Annotated in this window: 18 protein-coding genes; 4 read left to right on the top strand and 14 right to left on the bottom strand. The window is 65.2% G+C overall.

From position 1 onward, the window contains the following. Nucleotides 1–14 precede the first annotated feature (14 nt). From QNA11_RS06480 to QNA11_RS06470, 3 genes are all read right to left on the bottom strand, one after another. Complete coding sequence (locus QNA11_RS06480) at nt 15–392, bottom strand: hypothetical protein (RefSeq protein WP_283482378.1); 378 nt, start codon at nt 390–392, stop codon at nt 15–17. Nucleotides 393–540: 148 nt separating this feature from the next. Next, nucleotides 541–1755, bottom strand: coding sequence for a ribonuclease D (gene rnd, locus QNA11_RS06475; protein ID WP_202072795.1), 1215 nt, complete (start codon nt 1753–1755; stop codon nt 541–543). Nucleotides 1756–1805: 50 nt separating this feature from the next. Then, nucleotides 1806–2126, bottom strand: coding sequence for a YbjQ family protein (locus tag QNA11_RS06470; protein WP_202072796.1), 321 nt, complete (start codon nt 2124–2126; stop codon nt 1806–1808). 149 nt (nt 2127–2275) lie between these two features. Between QNA11_RS06470 and QNA11_RS06465 the strand changes: the two genes are divergently transcribed. After that, entirely contained in the window at nt 2276–3199 is a 924-nt protein-coding gene (locus QNA11_RS06465; RefSeq protein WP_283482377.1) for a tetratricopeptide repeat protein, read from the top strand. Nucleotides 3200–3263: 64 nt separating this feature from the next. On the opposite strand, the gene QNA11_RS06460 is transcribed toward QNA11_RS06465, so the two are convergent. Further along, nucleotides 3264–4574: an IS4 family transposase gene (locus tag QNA11_RS06460; RefSeq protein ID WP_283482376.1), complete on the bottom strand. Its 1311-nt coding sequence runs from the start codon at nt 4572–4574 to the stop codon at nt 3264–3266. Between the two features lie 271 nt (nt 4575–4845). Then, a complete protein-coding gene (locus tag QNA11_RS06455) occupies nt 4846–5310 on the bottom strand; it encodes a peroxiredoxin (protein WP_283484168.1) in 465 nt (154 codons plus the stop codon). A 289-nt stretch (nt 5311–5599) separates the two neighbouring features. Here QNA11_RS06455 and QNA11_RS06450 point away from each other — a divergent pair, with 289 nt between their 5' ends. Beyond that, nucleotides 5600–9133, top strand: a complete 3534-nt coding sequence (locus tag QNA11_RS06450; RefSeq protein WP_283482375.1) for an AsmA-like C-terminal region-containing protein — start codon at nt 5600–5602, stop codon at nt 9131–9133. Between the two features lie 231 nt (nt 9134–9364). Here QNA11_RS06450 and QNA11_RS06445 read toward each other — a convergent pair whose 3' ends face one another. Then, nucleotides 9365–10357, bottom strand: coding sequence for a TorF family putative porin (locus tag QNA11_RS06445; protein WP_283482374.1), 993 nt, complete (start codon nt 10355–10357; stop codon nt 9365–9367). Nucleotides 10358–10596: 239 nt separating this feature from the next. Beyond that, entirely contained in the window at nt 10597–11859 is a 1263-nt protein-coding gene (gene tyrS, locus QNA11_RS06440; protein WP_283482373.1) for a tyrosine--tRNA ligase, read from the bottom strand. A gap of 146 nt (nt 11860–12005) precedes the next feature. On the opposite strand from tyrS, the gene QNA11_RS06435 reads away from it, so the two are divergent. Then, a complete protein-coding gene (locus tag QNA11_RS06435; protein WP_283482372.1) occupies nt 12006–13211 on the top strand; it encodes an acyltransferase family protein in 1206 nt (401 codons plus the stop codon). On the opposite strand, the gene QNA11_RS06430 is transcribed toward QNA11_RS06435, so the two are convergent. Then, the gene (locus tag QNA11_RS06430) at nt 13208–14050 is read right to left on the bottom strand and encodes an EcsC family protein (RefSeq protein ID WP_283482371.1); all 843 of its coding nucleotides are present in this window, start codon (nt 14048–14050) and stop codon (nt 13208–13210) included. The two genes, QNA11_RS06435 and QNA11_RS06430, sit on opposite strands and share 4 nt — an antisense overlap. A gap of 283 nt (nt 14051–14333) precedes the next feature. Here QNA11_RS06430 and QNA11_RS06425 point away from each other — a divergent pair, with 283 nt between their 5' ends. Further along, complete coding sequence (locus QNA11_RS06425; RefSeq protein WP_283482370.1) at nt 14334–14900, top strand: DUF992 domain-containing protein; 567 nt, start codon at nt 14334–14336, stop codon at nt 14898–14900. Nucleotides 14901–14930: 30 nt separating this feature from the next. Here QNA11_RS06425 and QNA11_RS06420 read toward each other — a convergent pair whose 3' ends face one another. The 6 genes from QNA11_RS06420 to QNA11_RS06395 all read right to left on the bottom strand — a co-directional run bounded on the left by QNA11_RS06420 (nt 14931) and on the right by QNA11_RS06395 (nt 20683). Further along, on the bottom strand, nt 14931–15665 hold the full coding sequence (locus QNA11_RS06420; RefSeq protein WP_283482369.1) for an SDR family NAD(P)-dependent oxidoreductase: 735 nt from the start codon (nt 15663–15665) through the stop codon (nt 14931–14933). 12 nt (nt 15666–15677) lie between these two features. Beyond that, nucleotides 15678–16226: a Uma2 family endonuclease gene (locus QNA11_RS06415; RefSeq protein WP_283482368.1), complete on the bottom strand. Its 549-nt coding sequence runs from the start codon at nt 16224–16226 to the stop codon at nt 15678–15680. A gap of 27 nt (nt 16227–16253) precedes the next feature. Then, nucleotides 16254–17738 carry an amidophosphoribosyltransferase gene (gene purF, locus QNA11_RS06410; protein WP_281931803.1) on the bottom strand — a complete coding sequence of 495 codons (1485 nt, stop codon included), beginning with the start codon at nt 17736–17738 and terminating at the stop codon, nt 16254–16256. 102 nt (nt 17739–17840) lie between these two features. Further along, complete coding sequence (locus QNA11_RS06405) at nt 17841–18428, bottom strand: CvpA family protein (RefSeq protein ID WP_283482367.1); 588 nt, start codon at nt 18426–18428, stop codon at nt 17841–17843. Between the two features lie 200 nt (nt 18429–18628). Further along, nucleotides 18629–20008: a DNA repair protein RadA gene (gene radA / locus QNA11_RS06400; protein ID WP_283482366.1), complete on the bottom strand. Its 1380-nt coding sequence runs from the start codon at nt 20006–20008 to the stop codon at nt 18629–18631. A 234-nt stretch (nt 20009–20242) separates the two neighbouring features. Then, a complete protein-coding gene (locus QNA11_RS06395) occupies nt 20243–20683 on the bottom strand; it encodes an integration host factor subunit alpha (protein WP_413661901.1) in 441 nt (146 codons plus the stop codon). Nucleotides 20684–20835: the final 152 nt, after the last annotated feature.

The following is a 20835-nucleotide window of genomic DNA, read 5'->3' as shown; positions in this document are numbered from 1 at the left end:
CTGCCGAAACCGCCTCATTCGACGCTCCCGGCCCCTGAAAGGCCGTCGTTTTTCCAGACGCGCATCCGCTGCGCCCCATTGTCGCAGGAAAAGGAGAGGCTGGACTCGGGGTCGGATTGGAGCCGCGCGACGCCGCCGCCGCCCACTGTCATCTCGACATGGGAGACGTTTGCCTGCTGCAGATCCCCCGCGCCGACGACGGTCAGGACCAAGGCGCACTGATTTCCGCGATCGATGAAATAGCCGGCGATATGCGTGCCGCCGACGTCGAGGTTGAGCGCCTGGCCAGGGGATAAGGTCAGAGCGGCAAGCGCTTCCGCCCTGGCGAGCGTGGCGGAAGCGGCCAGCCCGACGCCGGCGAGCGCCATAATGCGAAGGTTTCCCTGCTTCACGGCGCTTCCCTCCAGTGCTGGCGACAGAGCGCACGGCCCAAACGCGACCAAGCGCGGCGCGCGCCGAAAGCGCACGGCCGGCTTCGCTCAGACGCCGAGAGGCTTGCCCCCGGCGCGCAATGGCTAGTTAGGGCGAGAGGCTGGGATGTCAGCCCGAGGCGGAAGCTTCTTCGCGCGTTTCGGCCGAGGCTTCCGCCTGCGCGGGGGCTTCGCCGGCGTCCTGCCAATCGAAGGTGACGACCCTGCCGTTCTCGATGGCGAGCGCGAGTCGGCCGCTTTTCAGCTCCAGCGCCTTTTCGCCGAAAATGGCCCGCCGCCAGCCCTTCAGCGCCTGCACGTCGGCGCGGTCGTCAGCGGCGATCGCCTCGAGGTCTTCGACCGTGGCGATCATTTTGGCGGCGACGCCGGTCTGCTCCGTCACCTGGCGCAGCAGAACCTTCAGCAGCTCGACCGTCGCGCCGTTCGAGCCGCGCCGCTCGCGCTCGATGCGCGGAACGCTCGCAGGATCGCGGGCGAGGCCGCGTTCGACGGCGGCGACGATGTCGGCGCCGGCGCGCGAACGCTCCATCCCCTTGGGGAAGGAGCGCAGATTGGCGAGCGCCTCGGGGCTGCGTGGGGCCGATTGCGCGATCTCGATCAGCATGTCGTCCTTGAGGACGCGCGAGCGCGGCACGTCGCGGCTCTGCGCCTCGGACTCGCGCCAGGCGGCGAGCTCCATCAGCACGGCGAGATCGCGCGGCTTGCGGGCGCGGTGACGCAGACGCTCCCAGGCGTTCTCGGGATGCTGCTCATAGGTCGCGGGCGAGGTGAGCGTCTGCATCTCGTCGGCGAGCCAGTCGAGCCGGTTCGAGCGTTCGAGCCGGGCCCGCAGCGAGAGGTAGATGTCGCGCAGATGGGTGACGTCGGCGATCGCATATTCGATCTGCGCGGCCGAGAGCGGCCGGCGCGACCAATCGGTGAAGCGCGAGGATTTGTCGAGATTGGCCCGGGTGATCGCCTTGACCAGCTCGAGGTAGGAGGCCTGCTCGCCAAAGCCGCAAACCATGGCGGCGACCTGGGTGTCGAACAGCGGCGCCGGAATGAGGCGCGCGAGCCGCCAGATAATCTCGAGGTCCTGCCGCGCGGCATGGAACACTTTGACGACCTCGGGGTTCGCCATCAACTCGAAGAAGGGCGAGAGGTCGACGCTGTCGGCAAGCGCGTCGATGGCGACGGCCTCCTCGGGCGAAGCGATTTGGATGACGCAGACTTTCGGCCAGAAGGTCGTCTCGCGCAGAAACTCTGTGTCGACAGTCACGAAGGGGTGACGCGAAAAGCGGTCGCAGACGGCTGCGAGTTCGTCGGTAGTGGTTAGAAGGCTCATCGAGCGCCAGTTTACTCAGTTTCGCTGGAAGGAAGAAGCATTTTCGCGGTTTATGCGCGTTCGACGATCACAGCCGTGCCATAGGCGAGGACCTCGGTCACGCCGTCCATGATTTCATTGGCGTCGTAGCGCATCCCAACGATGGCGTTGGCGCCCGCGTCGGCCGCATGCGCGCACATATGGTCGAAGGCCTCCTGCCGGGTTGCTTCCGCCAGATTCACATAGACGGAAAGCTTGCCGCCGAAAATAGTCTGGATGCCCCCGAAGAAATTTCCGACCACCGAACGCGAGCGCACGGTGACGCCGCGGACGAGCCCGAGATGCCGGACGATGCGATAGCCTGCGATGTCATTGGTCGTCGAAACGATCATTACTCCTCCGGCGGCAAAATTCGATTCGAAATCGTCGCTAGCCTAGCCGCCCGCGCGATTAGCGCAAACAGCCGAGATTTGCTGGTTGCAGAAGGCCACCAGTGCGGTAGGATTAAGCACACTCTAGACCGACGGAGCCAATCCGGGACATGTTTTCTTATTCTTTCAGCGCCGCGCGCGCCGCGGCGGCCTTCGCGCTTGCCGCCGGCCTTCTGACAGGCTCCCAAGCGTTTGCGGCTCCGCCCGCGCTAAATCCGGGCTGGAAGCTCTGTAAGTCGACCAATCCCGACGAGCGCATCGCGGGCTGCACGCAGGTCATCGCCGAGATCGCCAAGGAACCGAAGAAAAATCAGCTTGCCGCCTATGTGAACCGCGCCGGCGCCTATCAGGCGAAGGGCGATTATGCCCATGCGATCGAAGACTATGGCAAGGCGCTGGAGGTCGAGGCTTCCGCCGTCGTCCTGTTTGCGCGCGGCGCCGCAGAGCACGCAAAGGGCGACCTCGACGCGGCCATCGCCGATTATGGCAAAGCCATCGAGAAGGACAAGAAAAACGCCGCCGCCTTCTTGGCCCGCGCGTCGGCCTGGCGCGTGAAAGGGGAGGTGGATAAGGCGCTTGCCGACATCGAAGAAGCGCTCAAGCTCGACAAAAAATCCCCGGCCCCGCTCGCGGCGCGCGCCAATTACTATCATGCCAAGGGCGACCACGACCACGCGATCGCCGATTATTCCGAGGCGCTGAAACGCGATCCCAAGCTCGTCGCCGCTCTGATCGGGCGCGGCGGCTGCTATTACGCGAAGGCCGAATACGACAAGGCGCTCGCCGATTTCGACGCGGCTGTGAAAGCCGACGCCAAGAACGCCATCGCGCTCCTCGACCGCGCCAACGCCTGGCGCGCCAAAAAGGATTTCGAGCGCGCCAAGGCGGACTATGAGGCTGCGCTGGCGGTGAAGCCGGACCTCGCCGCGGCGAAGAAGGGCGCGGACGATATGGGGAAAATCATCGCCAAAAAGGCCACCGGCGCCGCGCCGACCGACGCCGCGCCGGCGGGCGCGGAGCATGAGCATAACTGACGATCGGGTCTCGCGATTTTTGGCAGGCCCCCCCCTGTCCCTCCCCCGCTTCGCGCTATCGGATTCACACATCGTAGAAGGTCAGCGCGGCTCCGAACTTTATTCGTCGAAAGTCGTCGAGGCCCTGGCGCATTACTTTGGGGCCGGGCTTTCCGTAATAGGCGGTCCAGCCGCCGAGCCTGGCGACGACCCAGGCGGCGAAGGCGAGGCTGCCTTTGCGGTGGGGGTTCTTCTGGCGGGCCGTCGCGCCCTCGAGCTTCGCCGAGACGGCCTCGAGCAGCGCTTCGTCCTCGGGCTCGAAAGCGTCCGTCAGCAACTGGTCGGTCGCGCCGTCGCGCGCCTTGACCAGTTGCATGACCGTCACCGCGGCGACCGCCGTCGCCGCCACCAGCTTGATCATCACTTTCGGATCGCAGATGTCGGCCTGCTCGATCTCGAAGCCCGCCGTCTTCAGCGTGCGGAAGAATTCCTCGATGGTCCAGCGCATTCGATAGAGGTCGATCACCCGGCGCGCCTCGGCCAGGCTCGTCGCCGCATGGGTCGTGAGAAGCCGCCAATGAATGGGCGCGACGCCCTCCGCGGCCCCGACCTCGCGCACGTCGACCAAAGTCACGCCGACCGCGTCCGGCAAGTCGCGCGCGCCGTGGCGCGGCTTGCGCAAAGTGACCGGCGAGACGCGGACCGCGAGCGCCGCCTTGCGCGCCTTGCGTCCCGGAGCCGCCGGGATCTCGGCGACGAAGCGGCCCGCCTCGGCCAATCCGTCGGCGAAGGGGAACAAAAGCTCGATCGCATCCTCGCCGTCTGCGGCGATCGTCCGGTTCTGGCAGGCGCGCACAATCAGCTCCACGCCGCCCGGACGCTGCGCGAGATGCGCGTAGATGTCGCTCTCCCGATCCGAGACGACAGTGATCCGCTTCGCCGCCGCGAAATCCTCGCGCGCATGCGCCGCCACATCGAGCCAGCGCTGCGATTCCTTGTCCGCGAGCGCGCGCGAGCGCCGCGCCGCGACCTTGGCCCCCGTGTCGCGGTTCCAGACCTCGGCATGAGCGAGGCCGAGCAGCGCGCCCGTGCCGGCGTCGAGCGCCAGGGCCGCGTGCAGCAAAAGGCCGCGCGTCCCGCCGCCCTTGCCGACCGGCCCATAGCCGTTCGCCTGCGCGCGCTTGCCGCCGAGCGCCAGCTCGCTGGTGTCCTGCGCCACCACTATGTCGCGACCCGCCGCCCGCGCCGCTGTGAGCCCGGCGGCGTGCCGCGCCATCTCCTCGGCTGTCACTGCAGGATTGCGCAGGAAGCGCGCGAGCCGCACCTCCTGCGCCCGCCGCCCGCCGGCGATCCGACGGATGCGCGCGCACGGCCGCGCGACGAGGCCCCGATGCAACGAGACCCCCCTTTTTCCAGGCGGCGGTCGCCGAACCGCCCCAGTCCATACGAAATCGCCATGCCCCACCCCGCGAATCAATACGCGACCCACGGAATCAAACAGACCCCACCGAGGCAATCACGATGTGTGCATTCGATAGCCCGCTTCGCGGGAGAGGGGACGCTCACGATCGACATTGCTGATGAAGGCCGCCATCTGCTCCCTCTCCCGCGAAGCGGGGGAGGGTTGGGGAGGGGGCCCTTAGGTCGTCCCCGATCTAGGGACGGGCCTACAGCCCCTGCGCCGCCGCCAGCACCGCCTCGGCGTGGCCCGGCACTTTCACCTTGCGCCAGATTTTCGCGATCTTGCCATCCGCGCCGATGAGGAAGGTCGAGCGTTCGACGCCCATATATTTCCGGCCGTACATGCTCTTCTCGACCCAGACGCCATAGGCGGAGAGCGTCTCCTTGGTCTCGTCGGCCGCGAGCGGGAAGGCGAGCTCATATTTGGTTCGGAATTTGTCGTGGCTTTTGGCCGAGTCTGGCGACATCCCGACAATAACCGCGCCGGCCTTGGCGAATTTGTCGCGCAGCGCATTGAACTCGATCGCCTCCTTGGTGCAGCCGGAGGTGTCGTCCTTGGGATAGAAGTAGAGAACGATCTTCTTGCCCGACAGCGCCGCGAGCGACAGCGTCTCGCCGCCAGCGCCGGGCAGCGTGAAGACGGGCGCCGAATCGCCTTCTTTCAGTTGCATAAGAGAGGCCGCTGGAGCCGGGGCCGTCTTCGGCGCCGGCGCCTCCTTGGCGGGCTTTGCAGCCGTCGCTTTGGCGGTTGTGGCCTTCTCCGCCGGCTTTTTCTCTGTGGATTTAGCCGCCGCAGGTTTCGTCGTCGACGCTTTCGTCGCCATTGCGCCTTCCTTTCGTCGCAAGCGCATTTAGAATCCGGTTGGACAATGCAGAGACGGCGCCGGTCGGGCAAGTGCGCATCTCGAGGGGACGCGCCATTTTTCGGCGCGTCGAAATGACAGGGCGAAGCGAGGGTATTTGAGCGACCAGACAGGGCGCGAGCATCGCGGCGATCGGCCGGCCGTCCCACGGCGGCCGCCGAAACGGCGCCGGCGCGTGCGCGTCCCGCGGGCGGTTCGGACCGGGGCCTCCTGCGGGCTCGGCGGATTGGCGCTCGTCTGTCTCGCCATCGGCGCCTTCTTCCTGGCGCTGTCGCATGGGCCGATCGACTTTGGCTGGCTCGCGCCGCGCATCGTCGCCGCGCTGGACGAACGCTTCGCGGGGCAGTTCGCCTTCCAGCTCGCGGGCGTCTCCCTGGCCAACTCGGACCATGGTCCGACCCTGACCGTCGACGGGCTCGTCGTAAAATCAGGCGACCGGGCCATTCTCGCGGCGCCGCGCGCCGAGCTCTCCCTCGATTGGCCGTCGATCTTGCTCGGCCGTCTCCAGCCCCGCCGCTTGGAGGCGCTCGACCTCGACGTGCGTCTTTCCGTCCAGGCGGACGGCGCCATCGCGGTTTCGGCAGGCGGAGACCCCGTGGCGACGGCCAGGGTCGCTCCACCGCCTGGGGTCCCGCAAAGCCCCAATGATTCACCGCTCCAGCCAAATCCGGACGCGCCGGCGCCGGTCGAACGCGTGGCCCTGCTGAAATCCGCCGCCGGCGCCCTGCGCGCCCTGATGGATCTCGCGATAAGCCCGGACAGCCCGATCGGCGGCTTCGACAAGCTCGGCGTGCTGCATGGGCGGCTGACCATCGACGACCGCACCATCGACCGCACGATCCAATACAAGGATGTTTCGCTGAGCCTCGCAAAGGCTCAGGGCAGCATGCGGTTCAGCCTGGCCGCGACGGGACCGTCACAGCGCTGGAGCGTGACGGCGGCGGCGAAAGGCGCGCCGGGTCGCAACCGCGCCCTCGTGGCCAAGCTGCGCAACATCACGATCGACGAAATCTCTTTGGTGGCGGGCGCCCGCAATCTTCATTTCGACACGGACTCGCCCCTCGGCGTCGATCTGAGCTTCTCGCTCTCGCCCGACGGCATCGTGCTCGAAGCGACCGGCGGCCTGGAGATCGGCAAGGGCTTCTTCCGTTTAGAGGAGCCCGACTATGAGCCGGTCATGGTCCAGCGCATTGCGGCCCAGGCCCGCTGGAGCCGACGCGAGCGCAAGCTCGTCGTCGCGCCCTTCGAACTCAAGGCCGGCGGTTTCGATCTGGCCCTTGCCGGATCGGCCGAGGCGCCGGCGGAGCTTCCTCCCGGCGCCGATCCGGGGGCCGACGCCTGGCTGATCAACGCCAAACTGGTGAAGCCCTCTCAAATCGCGCCGGATCGCGCCGGGGAGAAAAGCGTCCTTATAGAGGAGGCCGCGCTCCAGGCGCGCCTGATGCACGGCCAGGGGCGCTTGCTGCTCGACCGCTTGGCTGTCTCCGGCCCGGACTTGCACGCGTCCGCGAGCGTTGCGGCGACCTATCGCGGGGCGCCGCGCGTGATCTACACGCTCGACGTCGACGACGTCGAGGCGCGCGCCCTCATGCGGCTTTGGCCGACCCATGTCGCGGCGCCCGTGCGCGCGTGGTTTATCGACCACATTCCTGTCGGCGTGGTGAAACATGCGCATGCCACCGGCGACTTCGACGACGACGCGATTACCGCCATGCGCTACGAGCGTCCGCCGCCGGAGAAGTCCCTTGAGATCGTCGGCGACGTCGCGAATTGCACATTGATCGACGTCTTGCCAGGCTTGGCGCCGATGACCGGCGTCGCCGGGAAGCTCCGCGTCACCGGCCGGACCTCCGCCTTCGATGCGACATCCGGCATGATGGAGACCGCTCCGGGACATCGCCTCACTCTCTCCGAGGGGCGTTTCTCCGTCGCCGATAATGCGCTGCTGCCGACTCCCGCCGTGCTCGATCTCAAGGTTGCGGGCAACATCGAAGCCGCCGCCGATATTCTCTCCATGCCCATCGTCGCGGCGCATGCGACCGTTCCCGTCGACGGCGCAACGCTCAAAGGGCAGATCGACGGCCGCGTCAGGGTCGATTTCGAAATCGGCGACACGGCGCGCGGGGACCGCACTACCTTTGGCGTCGACGCGAACACGACCAATCTCGTCGTCGAGAAACTCATCGGCAAGGAGCGGCTCGAGGGCGCGGCCTTACATGTGCTCTCCGATCGCAGCGGCCTGCGCGTCAATGGGACGGGGCGGCTCTATGGCGCGCCGGCGACGCTCGAACTCAGGCGCGGCTTCGGCGAAAAGGGGCCGGCGCAAGCGCAATTGACCCTGACCTTCGACGACGCCGCGCGGCAACGGGCGGGCTATGCCGTCGCGGGGGTGAGCGGGCCGGTCTCGGCGATCGTGAAAACGCAGCTTCCTGTCGCCGACGACCTCAACGCCCATGTCGAACTCGACCTGACGCGCGCCAGCTTCGACAATCCCATTCCCGGCGTCGCGAAGCCGGTCGGCAAGGCCGCCAAAGCCACCTTTCTCGCGGTGAAGCGCGGCGAGTCCATTGCGCTCGATCAGTTCAGCTTCGACGCCAACCCCATGCAGGCGCAGGGCGTGATCGAACTCGCCAAAGAAGGCGGCTTCCGCAGCGCCCGGCTCGCTCCGGTGCGGCTCTCCACCGGCGACGACATGAAAGTCGATGTCTCGCGCGGCGGGGAGGCGACGAAGATTGTCGTGCGCGGCGCGAATTTCGACGCGCGGCCGATGCTCGCCTCGCTCATTCGCTCGGGGAGCGGCGGCGCCGACAAGCCCTCCGGAAGCCAGCGGAACGCCGGCGACGACGTCAGCGTCGACGTCAAACTGCCGATCGTCACCGGCCACGGGAAGCAAATTCTGTCGGGCGTCGTCTTCGAATATGAATCGCGTGGCGGGCGCCCGCGCACCGTGGCGCTCACGGGCAATTTCGGCCGCGAGGACCTTGCCGTCGCGATGACGCGCGGTCAAAACGGCGCGCAGGAGCTCGACATTTCGACGAATGACGCGGGCTCCTTCCTGGCCTTCCTCGATCTCTACCGCAAGATGGAGAACGGCGTCCTGAACGCCAATGTCGCGCTCGGCCAGAACCGCGCCGACGGCGCCATCCGCATCCGTGATTTCTTCGTCAAAGGCGAGCCGACGATGCGTCAGCTCATGGCGCAGGGCGGGACGGCGCGCGCCGACGACCGCGGCAATCTGCGCTTCGATCCGGATCTTGTGCGCGTTGGCCGGCTGCAATCCAATTTCACATGGAGCGGCGGGCGCCTGTCGGTGCGCGAGGGGGTGATGTCCGGCCCCGAGATCGGCCTCACCTTCGACGGCTTCATCGACTTCCCGCGCGACCGGCTCGACCTTTCCGGCTCTTACGTGCCGGCCTATGCGCTGAACAGCCTGCTCTCCAATATTCCGGTGCTCAATCTCGTCATCACCGGCGGGCAGAACGAGGGGATTTTTGCGCTGAACTACCGCGTGGCGGGGGCGCTTTCAGCGCCTGTCGTCAGCGTCAATCCGCTGTCGGCGATCGCGCCCGGCCTGATGCGCAAGATCATGGGCGTGCTGGATGGAACGGCGCGGATGCCGGAGACGCGGTAAGCCGGGAACATCCAAAAGGCTTGGCGAGTCTCTCATATGAGATCCGCCTGCTGGGTTCAGTGTCATTCCCGACGCTCGCGCAGCGAGCGATCGGGAATCCAGAGCAAAACCAGCGCTATAGGGGTTCTGGATTCCCGGTCGGGCCTTCGGCCCGCCGGGAAGGACAGGCGCCAATGCGAGCTGTTCAAACGGAAATGGTGTGGAGGAGGAGTCCCACCAAGCCCTGGTTTGTTACTGGAACATCGTCGAATCGAGCTCCACATTGATCGAACCGACGACGCGCGAGTCACACCAGTCGGAATAGCCCTGGCCCCAGACTGCGGCGGCGAAATTGCCGGCGGGATTGGCGACGTTGGTGAAGCAGCCGCGGCGCGTCAGCGTATTGTCGTGATAGCGAACGTCCAGAGTGATCGCCTTCCATTTATAGGAGGCGCCGATGTTCCAGGTGTTGTAGCTCGACAGCTTGAAGCCTTGGATGCCTTTGACGCCCGGCTGAATATAGCTCGGCCCATAGGTGGGATCGCCCATGCCGAGAAAATAATGGCCGAAGGCCCCCGAGATCGACGCGCCCGTGCCGGGCAGGCTGAGCTTGGCGTTGCCGCCCGAATAGAGCGCATGGGCGTTGTAATTCGCCCAGCTCGGATCGTAGCCGATCTCCGCGCCGATGGTCAGATAGTCGTTCAGCGCCCAACTGGGCTTCGCGTAAATCTCCACGAAGCTCTGGTCGAAGGGCGTCGTCGGCATGCCGCCGGGCGTCCAATAGGTGAGGACCGGCGACAGGCCGCCGAGGAAATATTGCTGCTGATTGCCCGGGCGGCCGTGATAGACGGCGCCGAAATCGAGCGTCAGCGGCCCCCAGTTCGGGCGCACGCCGCCATAAATGTCGAGCTGCGCGGCCGGCGACGTCGGCAGCGTGACGTTCAGCACGTCGCCGCCAAGATAGAACCAGCCCTTGCCGATCTCGCCATAGGCCATCGCGCCGGGGCGGTGGTTGGTGATCGAAATGCCGCGCCAGATATTCTCCGACATGAAGGTGACGCCGGCTTTATATTGGAAAGGGCCGCCCAGAACGTCGAAATTGGGTTGCGGAAGCGCGAGAAGCGGGGAGGGGGAGAGGCTTGGCGCGGCCTCGGGGGCGGGCGCAGGGGCGCGGACCGCGCGGGCCATCGCTTCCGGCGCGGCGACGATCGCCGCTACGCCCACAACATAAATCCACTTTTTCATTAGATAACTCCCGAATCGGTTTCCCGTCGCGGGAGAGAGTTAGCGGCAGCTCTGCCGTTGGATAATGGCGAAAGTCATGCCCGCACCGTTTTAGTCGGGATTCCATTCCCGACGCTCGCATGAGCGGGCAATCGGGAATCCAGAGTAAAACGCGCGCTTTTGCGGCTCTGGAATCCCGATCGGACCTTCGGGCCCTCGGGAATGACAAGCGTCAATGCGTGCTAGTCGCGCAAGTTTACTTAGTCGCGGGTCAGCAGCACGTGCTTCTTCTTGCCGAGCGAAAGTTTCGCCACGCCGTCCTTCTCGAAATCCTTCTGCGAGAGCGTCGCGCGCTCGTCGGTCACGACGGCGTCATTCAAACGCAGGCCGCCGCCTTTGATCTGCCGGCGCGCTTCGCCGGTCGACGCGACGAGGCCGGCCTTTACGAAGGCGGAGAGGACGCCGAGCCCGGCGGCGATCTCCTCAGCCGAGACGGGAACCTTCGGGAGCGACAAAGCCAGCGCGCCCTCTTCAAAGGTCGCGCGCGCGGTTTCCGCCGCTTGTTCGGCGGCCTCGCGGCCGTGAACCAGCGCGGTCGCCTCCGTGGCGAGGGTTTTCTTGGCCTCGTTGATCTCGGCGCCGGCGAGCGACGCCAGCCGGGCGACCTCGTCCATTGGCAGGAAGGTGAAAAGCCTCAGGAAGCGGGCGACGTCGGCGTCCTCGGTATTGCGCCAAAACTGCCAGTAATCGTAGGGCGACAGCATGTCGGCGTTGAGCCACACGGCGCCCGCCGCCGTCTTGCCCATTTTGGCGCCGGAAGCGGTCGTGAGCAGCGGCGAGGTCAACGCGTAAAGCTGCGGCGTTCCCATGCGGCGGCCGAGGTCGAGGCCCGTGACGATATTGCCCCATTGGTCCGAGCCGCCCATCTGCAGCAGCGCGCCATAGCGGCGGTTGATCTCGACGAAATCATAGGCCTGCAAGCACATGTAATTGAATTCGATGAAGGACAGCTCGTGCTCGCGCTCGAGCCGCAGCTTCACCGAGTCCATCGTGAGCATGCGATTGACGGAGAAATGCCGGCCGACGTCGCGCAGGAAGTCGATGTAATTGAGCCCGGCGAGCCAGTCGGCGTTATCGAGCATCGAGGCGTCGGTCGGCCCCTCGCCGAAGGTCAGGAAGCGCTCAAAAACGCGCCTGATCGAGGCCTTGTTTGCGTCGATCTGCTCGATCGTCAAAAGCTTGCGGCTTTCGTCCTTGCCCGAAGGATCGCCGACGCGCGTGGTGCCGCCGCCCATGAGCGGCAAGGGCTTGCCGCCGGTGCGCTGGAGCCAGGCGAGCAGCATGATCGGCAGAAGCGAGCCGACATGAAGCGAAGAGGCCGTGCAGTCGAAGCCGATATAGGCCGCCAGTCCGCCGGCAGCCGCCTTCTCGTCCAGCCCCTCGAAGTCGGAGCACTGATGCACGAAGCCGCGCTCAAGAAGAACGCGCAGAAAGTCGGATTTGGGGGAGAATGCGTCGGCCATAGGGCAGGGTGATAGGGGCTGGGGCGCAGACGCGCAAGACGGGTCCTGTGGGTGGGCGGCAAATAGGCACAAGCAGAGACTTCCGCCTCGGTCGGCGAGTGTGTAAAAATGAAAGGAGAGCTTAGCTATAAGAGGAGAAAAATAATTTGAGACTGGAGCCCCGACTTTCGAATTTTCTCGACGGCGGCCGCTGGCTCTTCGCCTTTGTCGTCTTGATCGGGCACGAAACGCCGCTCTTCAATCGTTTTAGCGGTATGATGATTACGCCTCAGAGCGCGACCAATTACATTTGGTGGTTTGTCAGCCACTTTCAGTTCGCGCATTTTGCGGTCATCGGCTTTTTTGTCATTTCGGGTTTTCTCGTTGGCGGCAACGCTTTGACCGCGATCTTGCAAGAGAAATCCTTTTTGAAAAGCTATCTCATCAATCGTGTGACGCGCATTTACGTCGTCTTGATCCCGGCTTTATTGGTAACCTTCACTTTCGACACGCTCGGCCGCGCGCTGTTCCGCAAGTCTTTCTACGAGAACAAGCTCTTCGATGGGCATTTCGGCCTGAACCTGATTCCTCCTAATCTCTTGAACGTGCAGGAGATCTATTCGCCCTTTTATGGCACGAGCGCCCCTTTGTGGTCGCTGGCCTGCGAATTTTGGAGCTATATTGTTTTCCCGCTGCTGCTTTTGCCCCTGCATCGCGGGCTGAGCTGGCGGGCGAAAGCCGCGGCTTTCACGGCGGGGGTCGCCCTATTCGCGGCGCTTTGCGCGCCCCAGACGCTGTTCGCTTTCTATTTCCTGATCTGGGTCATGGGCGCCGTCGCCCGCGTCACGACGCGTCCTCTCATTGGAAACTACAAGCTGGCGCTGGCGATTCTCATCGTATCGGTCGTGGTTACGCGTCTGACGGTGAGGGGCCCGGCGTTGGAGGCGGTCCCTCAGCTTCAACAATTCGTCGATGTGCTCAACGCCTTCCTCTTCGCCAATGTGATCGTCGCCCTGCGTTTCGACCGATCTCCATTCCAGGAGGGCCGCGCGGCGGAGATCAATCGCAAGCTCGCGGATTTTTCCTATTCTCTCTATGCGGTTCACAATCCCGTCGTCTTCCTCGGCGCTGGCGCAATCCGTGGTTTCGCTGGCGAGGAATGGATGCCCCACGACTGCCCGGGGTCGCTGCAAATCCTCTCCTTTGCCTGCCTGACCGGGCTCGCCGTGGCCTTTGCATATGGCTTCTCGCGATTGACGGAAGCGCGGACGGAGGATGCGCGTCGCGCCTTGCGCGCGCTGGTCGACCGGGTGAGCGCGACGCACGGGCAAAGGATGGCGGACAAGATGGCGGTTCGGGAGACCGTGCTTTAGGCGTTGAGCGGCGCGTCCCAATAGCCTTCTTCGCGGGCGATGCGGGCATATTGGGCGCGCACCAGCGCCGGATTATAGATGCGCTCCAGGCGGCGCACCGCAAAATGGCCGCGCGCCAGCGTCTGAAAATGCTCGGTGAAGGCGAGATTGATCGCTGCGCCGCTGACCGCGCCGATGATCGGCACCGCCTGGGCGGCGACTTTCTGCGAGACGACGACGCCGAAACGCGCCGAGAGCTGTCCGACCAGCCGCACCAGCGCGGGCGCGGCCTCCTGCGAGACCCCGCGCGTCGCCACATATCGCGCCGCGTCGCTGACGGACTTGGCGAGCAGGCCGCGGACGGCGAGATAACCGCCTTCGAGCATATTGTCGCCGGCATGGCCGCCCAGCGCGAAGACCTCGAGACAGGCGAGCCCCGTCTCAGGGTTGCGCAGACTTTCACCGTGACTACGCGCGATGTCGGCGATGGAGCGCAGCATGATGGTGGTCGAAAGAGGCAGCTCCACAGGGAGGCTCGCCAGGCCGACCGCGCCGCCGACGCCGCCTGTGAGCGCAGCGAGGCGGCGGTGAAACCGCGTGGTGTCGCCTTGCGGCGCGCCTTCGAGGCTCGACAGCGCCACTCGCAAGGCGGTCGTCAGCGCCTTCTGCGCGGCCAAACCAGCCATTTCCTGAAGCTGCGGGGGCAGGGGACGGCTGACGAGCCCCATGCGCCGGCCGGCAAGGCGCGCGACGCGTCCGGCAAAGCTCTGGCGCTCCAGTGCGGCGACGGCCGCGCGCAACGCCTCGATGTCGGCGCTCGAAAGCTGTGATTCATACAAAACAGGGAGTTGCGCGCTCATCGCTCCGTCTCCGCCGCCGCGTCCAAGCGCCGCATAACAGGCCGCGTTGGCTTACCTCAAGATCGCCCGCCCGATCGCCGTTTGCAAGGGGCTGCAATCAAAGGGATTACTCGCGCGATCGTCGCTGCGTGCGACGCCGCACATTCGAAATGGCGCCGTTCTCGTTACCACTGTAGCGATCCAGCCGGTTGTCATATACTGCGCCTTATGCGTAGCATTCTGCTGAAGTTTGCGATCGCGGTAAGAGCTTTAACGGCTCGAAGAGAAAAAGAGGAGGAGTTCTATGTCTATCCGTTTCAAACTGAGCCACGCGCTCGGCGGCGCCGCGATTTTGGCGCTTCTGGCTCCGGCAGCCGCTATCGCCGACGGCCGCGTTGGCACGCTTCAGTGCAGGCTGCTGGGCAACGATCTGAGCGTCATCGTCGAAAACCAGCAGATCGACTGCGCCTATAGCGACGACGAGGAAGGCGCCCTCCCGGTCCATTACGTCGGCACGCTGACCAAGGTCGGCCCGAACATCACCATCAACGGCCAGGGCGAGCTCGCCTGGGGCGTGATCGCGGCCACCGGCAAGGTCGGCCCCGGCGCGCTTGCCGGCAATTACGTCGGCCCGGGCGTTTCCGCCAAGATCGGCGTCGGCGGCGGCGGCGCGGTCCTCGTCGGCGGCTCGGACAACACCTTCTCGCTGCAGCCCTTCCAGATCGAAGCGGGCGCGGGTCTTGGCTGGAACGCGGGCGTCGAGAGCCTCACGCTCGCCTATGTCGCGGCGCCGGCGCCCGTGTTCCATAGGCACCACCACGGTCATCACCACCATCACCACCATCACCATCATCATCACCACCATCACTGATGGCCAAGCGCGGGGGTGACCCCGCGCTTTTCACGCCGGCGGGCGGAAGTCCATCAGCCGGTCGGTGGGAAAGTCATAGAGCCTCCCGGTCTCGCGCCAGTCGGGTGCCAGCAGCGGGAGGCATTTTTTTGCAAAATCCTCGGGCGCCGGCAGCGTCATGGGGTCTTCGCCCGGCATGGCCTGGGCGCGCATGCGGGTGCGTAACGGGCCCGGATTGGCGATCATCACCGTGACGCCGTCATTCTTCACCTCCGCCGCGTAGGTGCGCGCCATGGCGTCGAGAGCGGCTTTAGAGACGGCGTAGGGCCCCCAGAAGGGCTTCGCCTTGTGCGCCGCGCCCGAGGTGACGAAAAGAACGCGTCCGGCGCCAGACGCCCGCAGCAGCGGATCGAGCGAACGGATGAGCCGCCAATTGGCCGTGACATTCACCGCCACGACGCGGTTCCAATCCTTGACGTCCACATGGGCGAGCGGCGACAGGGGGCCGAGCACACCGGCGTTGCCGACGAAGATGTCGAGCTTGCCCCAGCGCTCGAACAGCGCTGCGCCGAGACGGTCGAGCGCGTCGAAATCCGTGACGTCGCAGGGAACGAGCGTCGCTTGCCCGCCGAGCGCCCGGATGTCGTCGTCGAGTTCCTCCAGTGCGCCCTGCGTGCGGGCGAGCGCCACAATATGCGCGCCCTGGCGCGCGAGTTCGAGAGAGATGGCGCGGCCGACGCCGCGGGAGGCGCCGGTGACGAGAGCGATGATGGGGGAGGCTTCCAACTGATAATCCGGTTAGGGGAAGATGTCGGCGATCTCGATGGAGAGACCGGGTGGGATCAGCGCTATGGCGCCTTCCTTGACGAAGGCGACGGCGATCCGATCGCCGTCGCGGGAATAATGCAGGACGAGACGCCTTTTGGAGTCGACCACCAAATAATGCGCAATGGTCGGGACGCGAAAATAGTCCGAAAGCTTTGCGTTGGTGTCGAGACTTCGCGAGGAAGGCGAGATCACCTCGACAACGACAACCGGCGAAGTTGCGAGAAGTGAATCGGGCGCGACGGCGTCGCCGCAGTTCACCAGGGCGTCGGGCTCATAGACAGTGTAATCGTCGACCGCCACGCCGAGGCTATCGATAAAAGCCTCGCAGTTTGCGCCTGTGCGTTCGACGGCGTCGGCGAGCGCGCGCCAGATCCGCGCCTTGATCCGGCTGTGCTCCGCGCGCTCCGGCGCCATAGCGATGATCTCGCCGTGGACCAGCTCGCAGCGCTTGCGCTCCGTCTCCTGCGCCCATTGGAGAAATTCGGCCGCCGTCATCGGCTTTTTTGCGGGTGCGGCCATGAGTTTGCCTCTGTCGATAAAAAGGCCTCAGCTCGCCTCCGCCAGCAGCGAGAGCTGCGCGCGGTTCTCCTCCACGAGGTCCGTCAGAGACGTCGGATAGTCGCCCGTGAAGCAATGGTCGGTAAATTGGGGATGCGTCTTGTCGCGGCCGTCGAAGCCCATCGCGCGATAGATGCCATCGACCGAAAGGAAAGATAGCGAATCGCAGCCTATATAGGCGCGCATCTCCTCCAGCGAATGCGTCGCGGCGAGGAGCTTTTCCTTCTGCGGCGTGTCGATGCCGTAATAGTCCGGATGGGTGATGGGCGGCGAGGAGATGAGGAAATGCACCTCGGTGGCGCCCGCGTCGCGCATCATCTGCACGATCTTCACCGAGGTCGTGCCGCGCACGATCGAGTCGTCGATGAGGATGACGCGCTTGCCCTCGACCACGCAGCGATTGGCGCTGTGCTTCATGCGCACGCCGACCTCGCGCACCGATTGCGTGGGCTGGATGAAGGTGCGGCCGACGTAATGGTTGCGGATGATGCCCAGCTCGAAAGGAATGCCCGACTCGCGCGAGTAGCCGATCGCCGCCGGGACGCCCGAATCCGGCACCGGCACCACGACATCGGCCGCGATGTTCTGCTCGCGCGCCAGCTCGCGGCCCATGGCCTTGCGGACCTCATAGACCGGACGGCCCTGAACGAGAGAGTCCGGCCGTGCGAAGTAAATGAATTCGAAGATACAGGGCCGCGCCGCCCGGGCGGGGAAGGGTTCGATGCTCTCGATCCCCGACTCCGAGATGATGACGATTTCGCCATTCTTGACGTCGCGCACGAAGCGCGCGCCGATGATGTCGAGCGCGCAGGTTTCCGAGGCCAGGATATATTTGCCGTCCAGCTCGCCGATGACGAGGGGGCGGATGCCGAGCGGGTCGCGCGCGCCGATGAGCTTCTTGTTCGTCAGGGCGACGAGCGAATAGGCGCCTTCGATGGCGCGCAGCGCCTCGATGAAGCGGTCGATAAGCTGCGGCTTGCGGCTGCGCGCCACAAGGTGGAGGATGACCTCCGTGTCGGAGGTCGACTGAAAGATCGAGCCTTCCTTGATGAGGTCGCGGCGCAGCGCCTGCGCATTGGTGAGATTGCCGTTATGCGCGACGGCGAAGCCGCCGGTGTTCAGCTCGGCGAAAAGCGGCTGAACATTGCGTAAAATGGTTTCGCCGGTCGTCGCATAACGGACATGGCCGATCGCGGCGGAGCCGGGGAGGCGCTTGATCGTGCTTTCCTTGGAGAAGTGATCGCCGACAAGCCCGAGGCGCCGCTCGGCGTGGAAACGGCCGCCCGCATCATAGGTGACGATGCCGGCGGCCTCTTGGCCGCGATGCTGAAGCGCGTGAAGGCCGAGAGCGGTGATGGCCGCGGCGTCCTCGAAATCGAAGACGCCGAAAACGCCGCAATATTCGCGCAGACGATCGCCGTCGAGATCGTCGGTGGTTTCGATCGGGCCGGCAATGGATTGGCTGTCTGTCATTGCGCTGTCTCCCCTATCGAAGCGCGGTGCTGCGCTCTAGCATCATCTTTGCCAATCGGCGCGGACGCCGGCAAGTTTTTCGGCCCTTTGCGCGTCATCCTCTTACTGCTTCTCGCCCGACGGCAGCGCCTTCTCGAGCTCGGATTCGGCGGGCGGGGTCTCTTCGACAGGCGCGCCGCCCTTCTTGGCTTTGATCTTGGCGACGATGCTGTCCATGTCGTCGGGAAGCCATTCGCGCAGCTTCTCGCCGCCCGCCTGTAGCAGCGGCTTGGCGCGGGCGCTGCGGACCCATTCCGGCTGATTGGGGTCGGGCACCAGCCAGCCGTAGAAAAGGAAGGCGACAACCGCGAGAAGCATGCCGCGGACGGCGCCGAAGACGAAGCCCAGCGAACGGTCGAGCGCGCCGATCTTGGAGTCTAGGATCACGTCGGAAAGCTTCACGGTGAAAATCGACACCAGCACCAGCGCCACGAAGAAAACGGCCGCGACCGACGCGGCGAGCGCGAGCTCGTCCTTGGCGAGGTAAGGTTTTATATAGGGCAGCGCCATGGGGTGCAGATAGTAAGCCGCGAAGGCCGCCGCCACCCATGAGAGGATCGCCAGCACTTCGCGGGTGAATCCGCGCAGCAAGGCGAGCATGCCGGACACCAGAACGATAATAATAACTGCTAGATCAAGGTACGACGGCATCGAAGTCCTCTTCGTTTCGCCCTGACGCTCGGAAATCCCAACGCTTCGCCGGCGCGCTAAGAACGCCCGTCACGCCATTCGCTTTCGCAAGCGCGCTCTGCTGATCGAAGGCGGCTGGGTCGATGGCCGCGGGAACGTACGACGGCTTGCTTCTAGCGCAACTCAGCCGTCGGCGGGAAGTAGAAAGCTTAAATTTCAGTCTACCGCGCTCGCGGCGCGGTCTGCGCGATCGCGGCGACGAGCTGGGCGACGTCGGCGCAGGGCCGCAGTATCAGTCCGGCGCGCCGCTCGTCGTCATTGATCTGCTGGCTTTGCGCCAGCACCGCTTGGTGAAAGCCCAGCTTGGCGGCCTCGCGCAGCCGCATCCCGGCGTGGATGACGGGCCTGATGGCGCCGGACAGGCCGATTTCTCCGAAGAACGCCTGATCGGCGGGGAGGACGGCGCCCGTCAGTGAGGATACGAGCGCCGCCGCGGCGGCGAGATCGCCCGCCGGCTCGTCGGCGCGCAGGCCGCCAGCGACATTGAGATAAACATCGTGCATCCCGAGCTTCAAACCGCCATGCGCCTCCAGCACGGCGAGGATCATCGACAGGCGATTCTGGTCGAAACCCACGACGGCGCGCCGCGGCGTGCCCAGCGAGGTCGGCGCGACGAGCGCCTGGATTTCGATCAGCATGGGGCGCTGGCCTTCCATGCCGGCGAAGACCGCCGCGCCCGGCGCGGTGGCGTCGCGCCCCGCTAGAAAGATCGCCGAGGGGTTGGCCACCTCGGCGAGCCCGAGCCCCGTCATTTCGAAGACGCCGATTTCGCCGGTCGCGCCGAAACGGTTTTTCGAGGCCCGCAACATGCGAAAGTGATGCGCCGCATCGCCCTCGAACGACAGCACTGCATCGACCATGTGTTCGACGACGCGCGGTCCGGCGACCTGACCGTCCTTGGTGACGTGGCCGACAAGGATGATCGTCGAGCCGCTGGTCTTGGCGTGGCGGAGCAGGGCCTGCGCGCTCGCCCGCACTTGCGTGACCGTGCCGGGGGCGGAGGGCGCGACCTCCGTGTGCATGGTCTGGATCGAATCAATGACGATCAGCGCTGCGCGTTTGCCCGTCGCGCAGGTGGCGAGAATATCCTCGACCTGCGTGGCCGAGGCGAGTTCGACCGGCGCGTCGGCAAGGCTGAGGCGGGCCGCGCGCAGCCGCACTTGCGCCACGGCCTCTTCGCCGGAAATGTAAATGACCCGCTCCCCGCGCCGCGCGAGCGCCGCGCAGGCCTGGATGAGCAGGGTCGATTTGCCGATGCCGGGCTCGCCCCCGAGCAGCAGGACCGAGCCCGGCACGAATCCGCCGCCCGTCACCCGGTCGAATTCGTCGATCCCGGTGACGATGCGCTCTGCCGGCCGATCCGACCCGGCGAGCCCTTCGAGCTCGATCGCGCGCCCGCGCGTTACGCGCAGCGCCGTCGGACCCGGATCGCTTTCCTCGGCGATAGAGTTCCATTCGCCGCAAGATTCGCAGCGTCCCTGCCAGCGCGCGGCGACGGCGCCGCAGTTTTGGCAGACGAAGAAAGAACGGGACTTGGCCATAGGCGCTTGGCGCATGCGCCGGGAAGTCTTGTCAAGAGGCGCTTGCGCCTTCGCCGTCGCGAGGCGTCATACGAGATCCGCTTGATTGGTTCGCTGTCATTCCCGACGCTCGCGCAGCGAGCGATCGGGAAACCAGAGCCAAACCAGCGCTTTTGTGGCTCTGGATTCCCGGTCGGGCTTTCAACCCGCCGGGAACGACAAGTTCCCATGCGAGCTATTCAACCGGAAATGGTATCAGACCGTTCTCTCGTTCGGGGGGCTTTTCCCATTCGGCTTCGGGGCTTGGCCATTCTTGCCGGGCAAGGCCGCCGGCTCCTCCAAACCATTGTTGATGCGCGCGCGCAGCACGTTGGAGGGCTTGAAGGTCACGACCAGCCGCGCCGTAATTTTCGCCGACTCTCCCGTCTTGGGATTGCGGCCCTGCCGCTCCCGCTTGGCGCGAACGAGAAAAGCGCCGAAGGACGACAGTTTGACGTCTTCCCGCGAGACGATGCTTTCGAAAATCTCGTCGAGCACCATTTCGACATATTTGGAGGCTTCACTGCGGCCTAGACCAGTATGCTGATGAACTGCCTCGGCGAGATCCGCGCGCGTCGTCGTTCTGATCGATTGGTCGCCGTAGACAAAAGCGCTAGCGCCATCGCCGTTCGGCAAGAGGATTTGCTCCTGGGACATTTGGAACCTTGTAATTCTTCGTTGCAAAAATATTGGAGGCGGAGATAGTTTGCGCGGATAGTTGCTTTTACTGCAATCGGTCGGAGCGCAATCAGCAAATACCGCCAAAGAACCATTAGCCGTCGCCGAAGCCCGGCTCGCTCATCCGTTGT

Source organism: Methylocystis sp. JR02, from assembly GCF_030063565.1.
Taxonomy (GTDB): Bacteria; Pseudomonadota; Alphaproteobacteria; order Rhizobiales; family Beijerinckiaceae; genus Methylocystis; species Methylocystis iwaonis.
Note: the sequence above shows the minus strand (reverse complement) of the source record. Positions and strands in the feature narration are given on the sequence as shown.

Bases quoted from the DNA above. Each gene is read 5' to 3' on its own strand.
- rnd (WP_202072795.1), bottom strand. From the start codon at position 1,755: ATGAGCCTTCTAACCACTACCGACGAACTCGCAGCCGTCTGCGACCGC.
- QNA11_RS06470 (WP_202072796.1), bottom strand. From the start codon at position 2,126: ATGATCGTTTCGACGACCAATGACATCGCAGGCTATCGCATCGTCCGG.
- QNA11_RS06465 (WP_283482377.1), top strand. From the start codon at position 2,276: ATGTTTTCTTATTCTTTCAGCGCCGCGCGCGCCGCGGCGGCCTTCGCG.
- QNA11_RS06455 (WP_283484168.1), bottom strand. From the start codon at position 5,310: ATGCAACTGAAAGAAGGCGATTCGGCGCCCGTCTTCACGCTGCCCGGC.
- QNA11_RS06445 (WP_283482374.1), bottom strand. From the start codon at position 10,357: ATGAAAAAGTGGATTTATGTTGTGGGCGTAGCGGCGATCGTCGCCGCG.
- tyrS (WP_283482373.1), bottom strand. From the start codon at position 11,859: ATGGCCGACGCATTCTCCCCCAAATCCGACTTTCTGCGCGTTCTTCTT.
- QNA11_RS06430 (WP_283482371.1), bottom strand. From the start codon at position 14,050: ATGAGCGCGCAACTCCCTGTTTTGTATGAATCACAGCTTTCGAGCGCC.
- QNA11_RS06425 (WP_283482370.1), top strand. From the start codon at position 14,334: ATGTCTATCCGTTTCAAACTGAGCCACGCGCTCGGCGGCGCCGCGATT.
- QNA11_RS06415 (WP_283482368.1), bottom strand. From the start codon at position 16,226: ATGGCCGCACCCGCAAAAAAGCCGATGACGGCGGCCGAATTTCTCCAA.
- purF (WP_281931803.1), bottom strand. From the start codon at position 17,738: ATGACAGACAGCCAATCCATTGCCGGCCCGATCGAAACCACCGACGAT.
- QNA11_RS06405 (WP_283482367.1), bottom strand. From the start codon at position 18,428: ATGCCGTCGTACCTTGATCTAGCAGTTATTATTATCGTTCTGGTGTCC.
- radA (WP_283482366.1), bottom strand. From the start codon at position 20,008: ATGGCCAAGTCCCGTTCTTTCTTCGTCTGCCAAAACTGCGGCGCCGTC.
- QNA11_RS06395 (WP_413661901.1), bottom strand. From the start codon at position 20,683: ATGTCCCAGGAGCAAATCCTCTTGCCGAACGGCGATGGCGCTAGCGCT.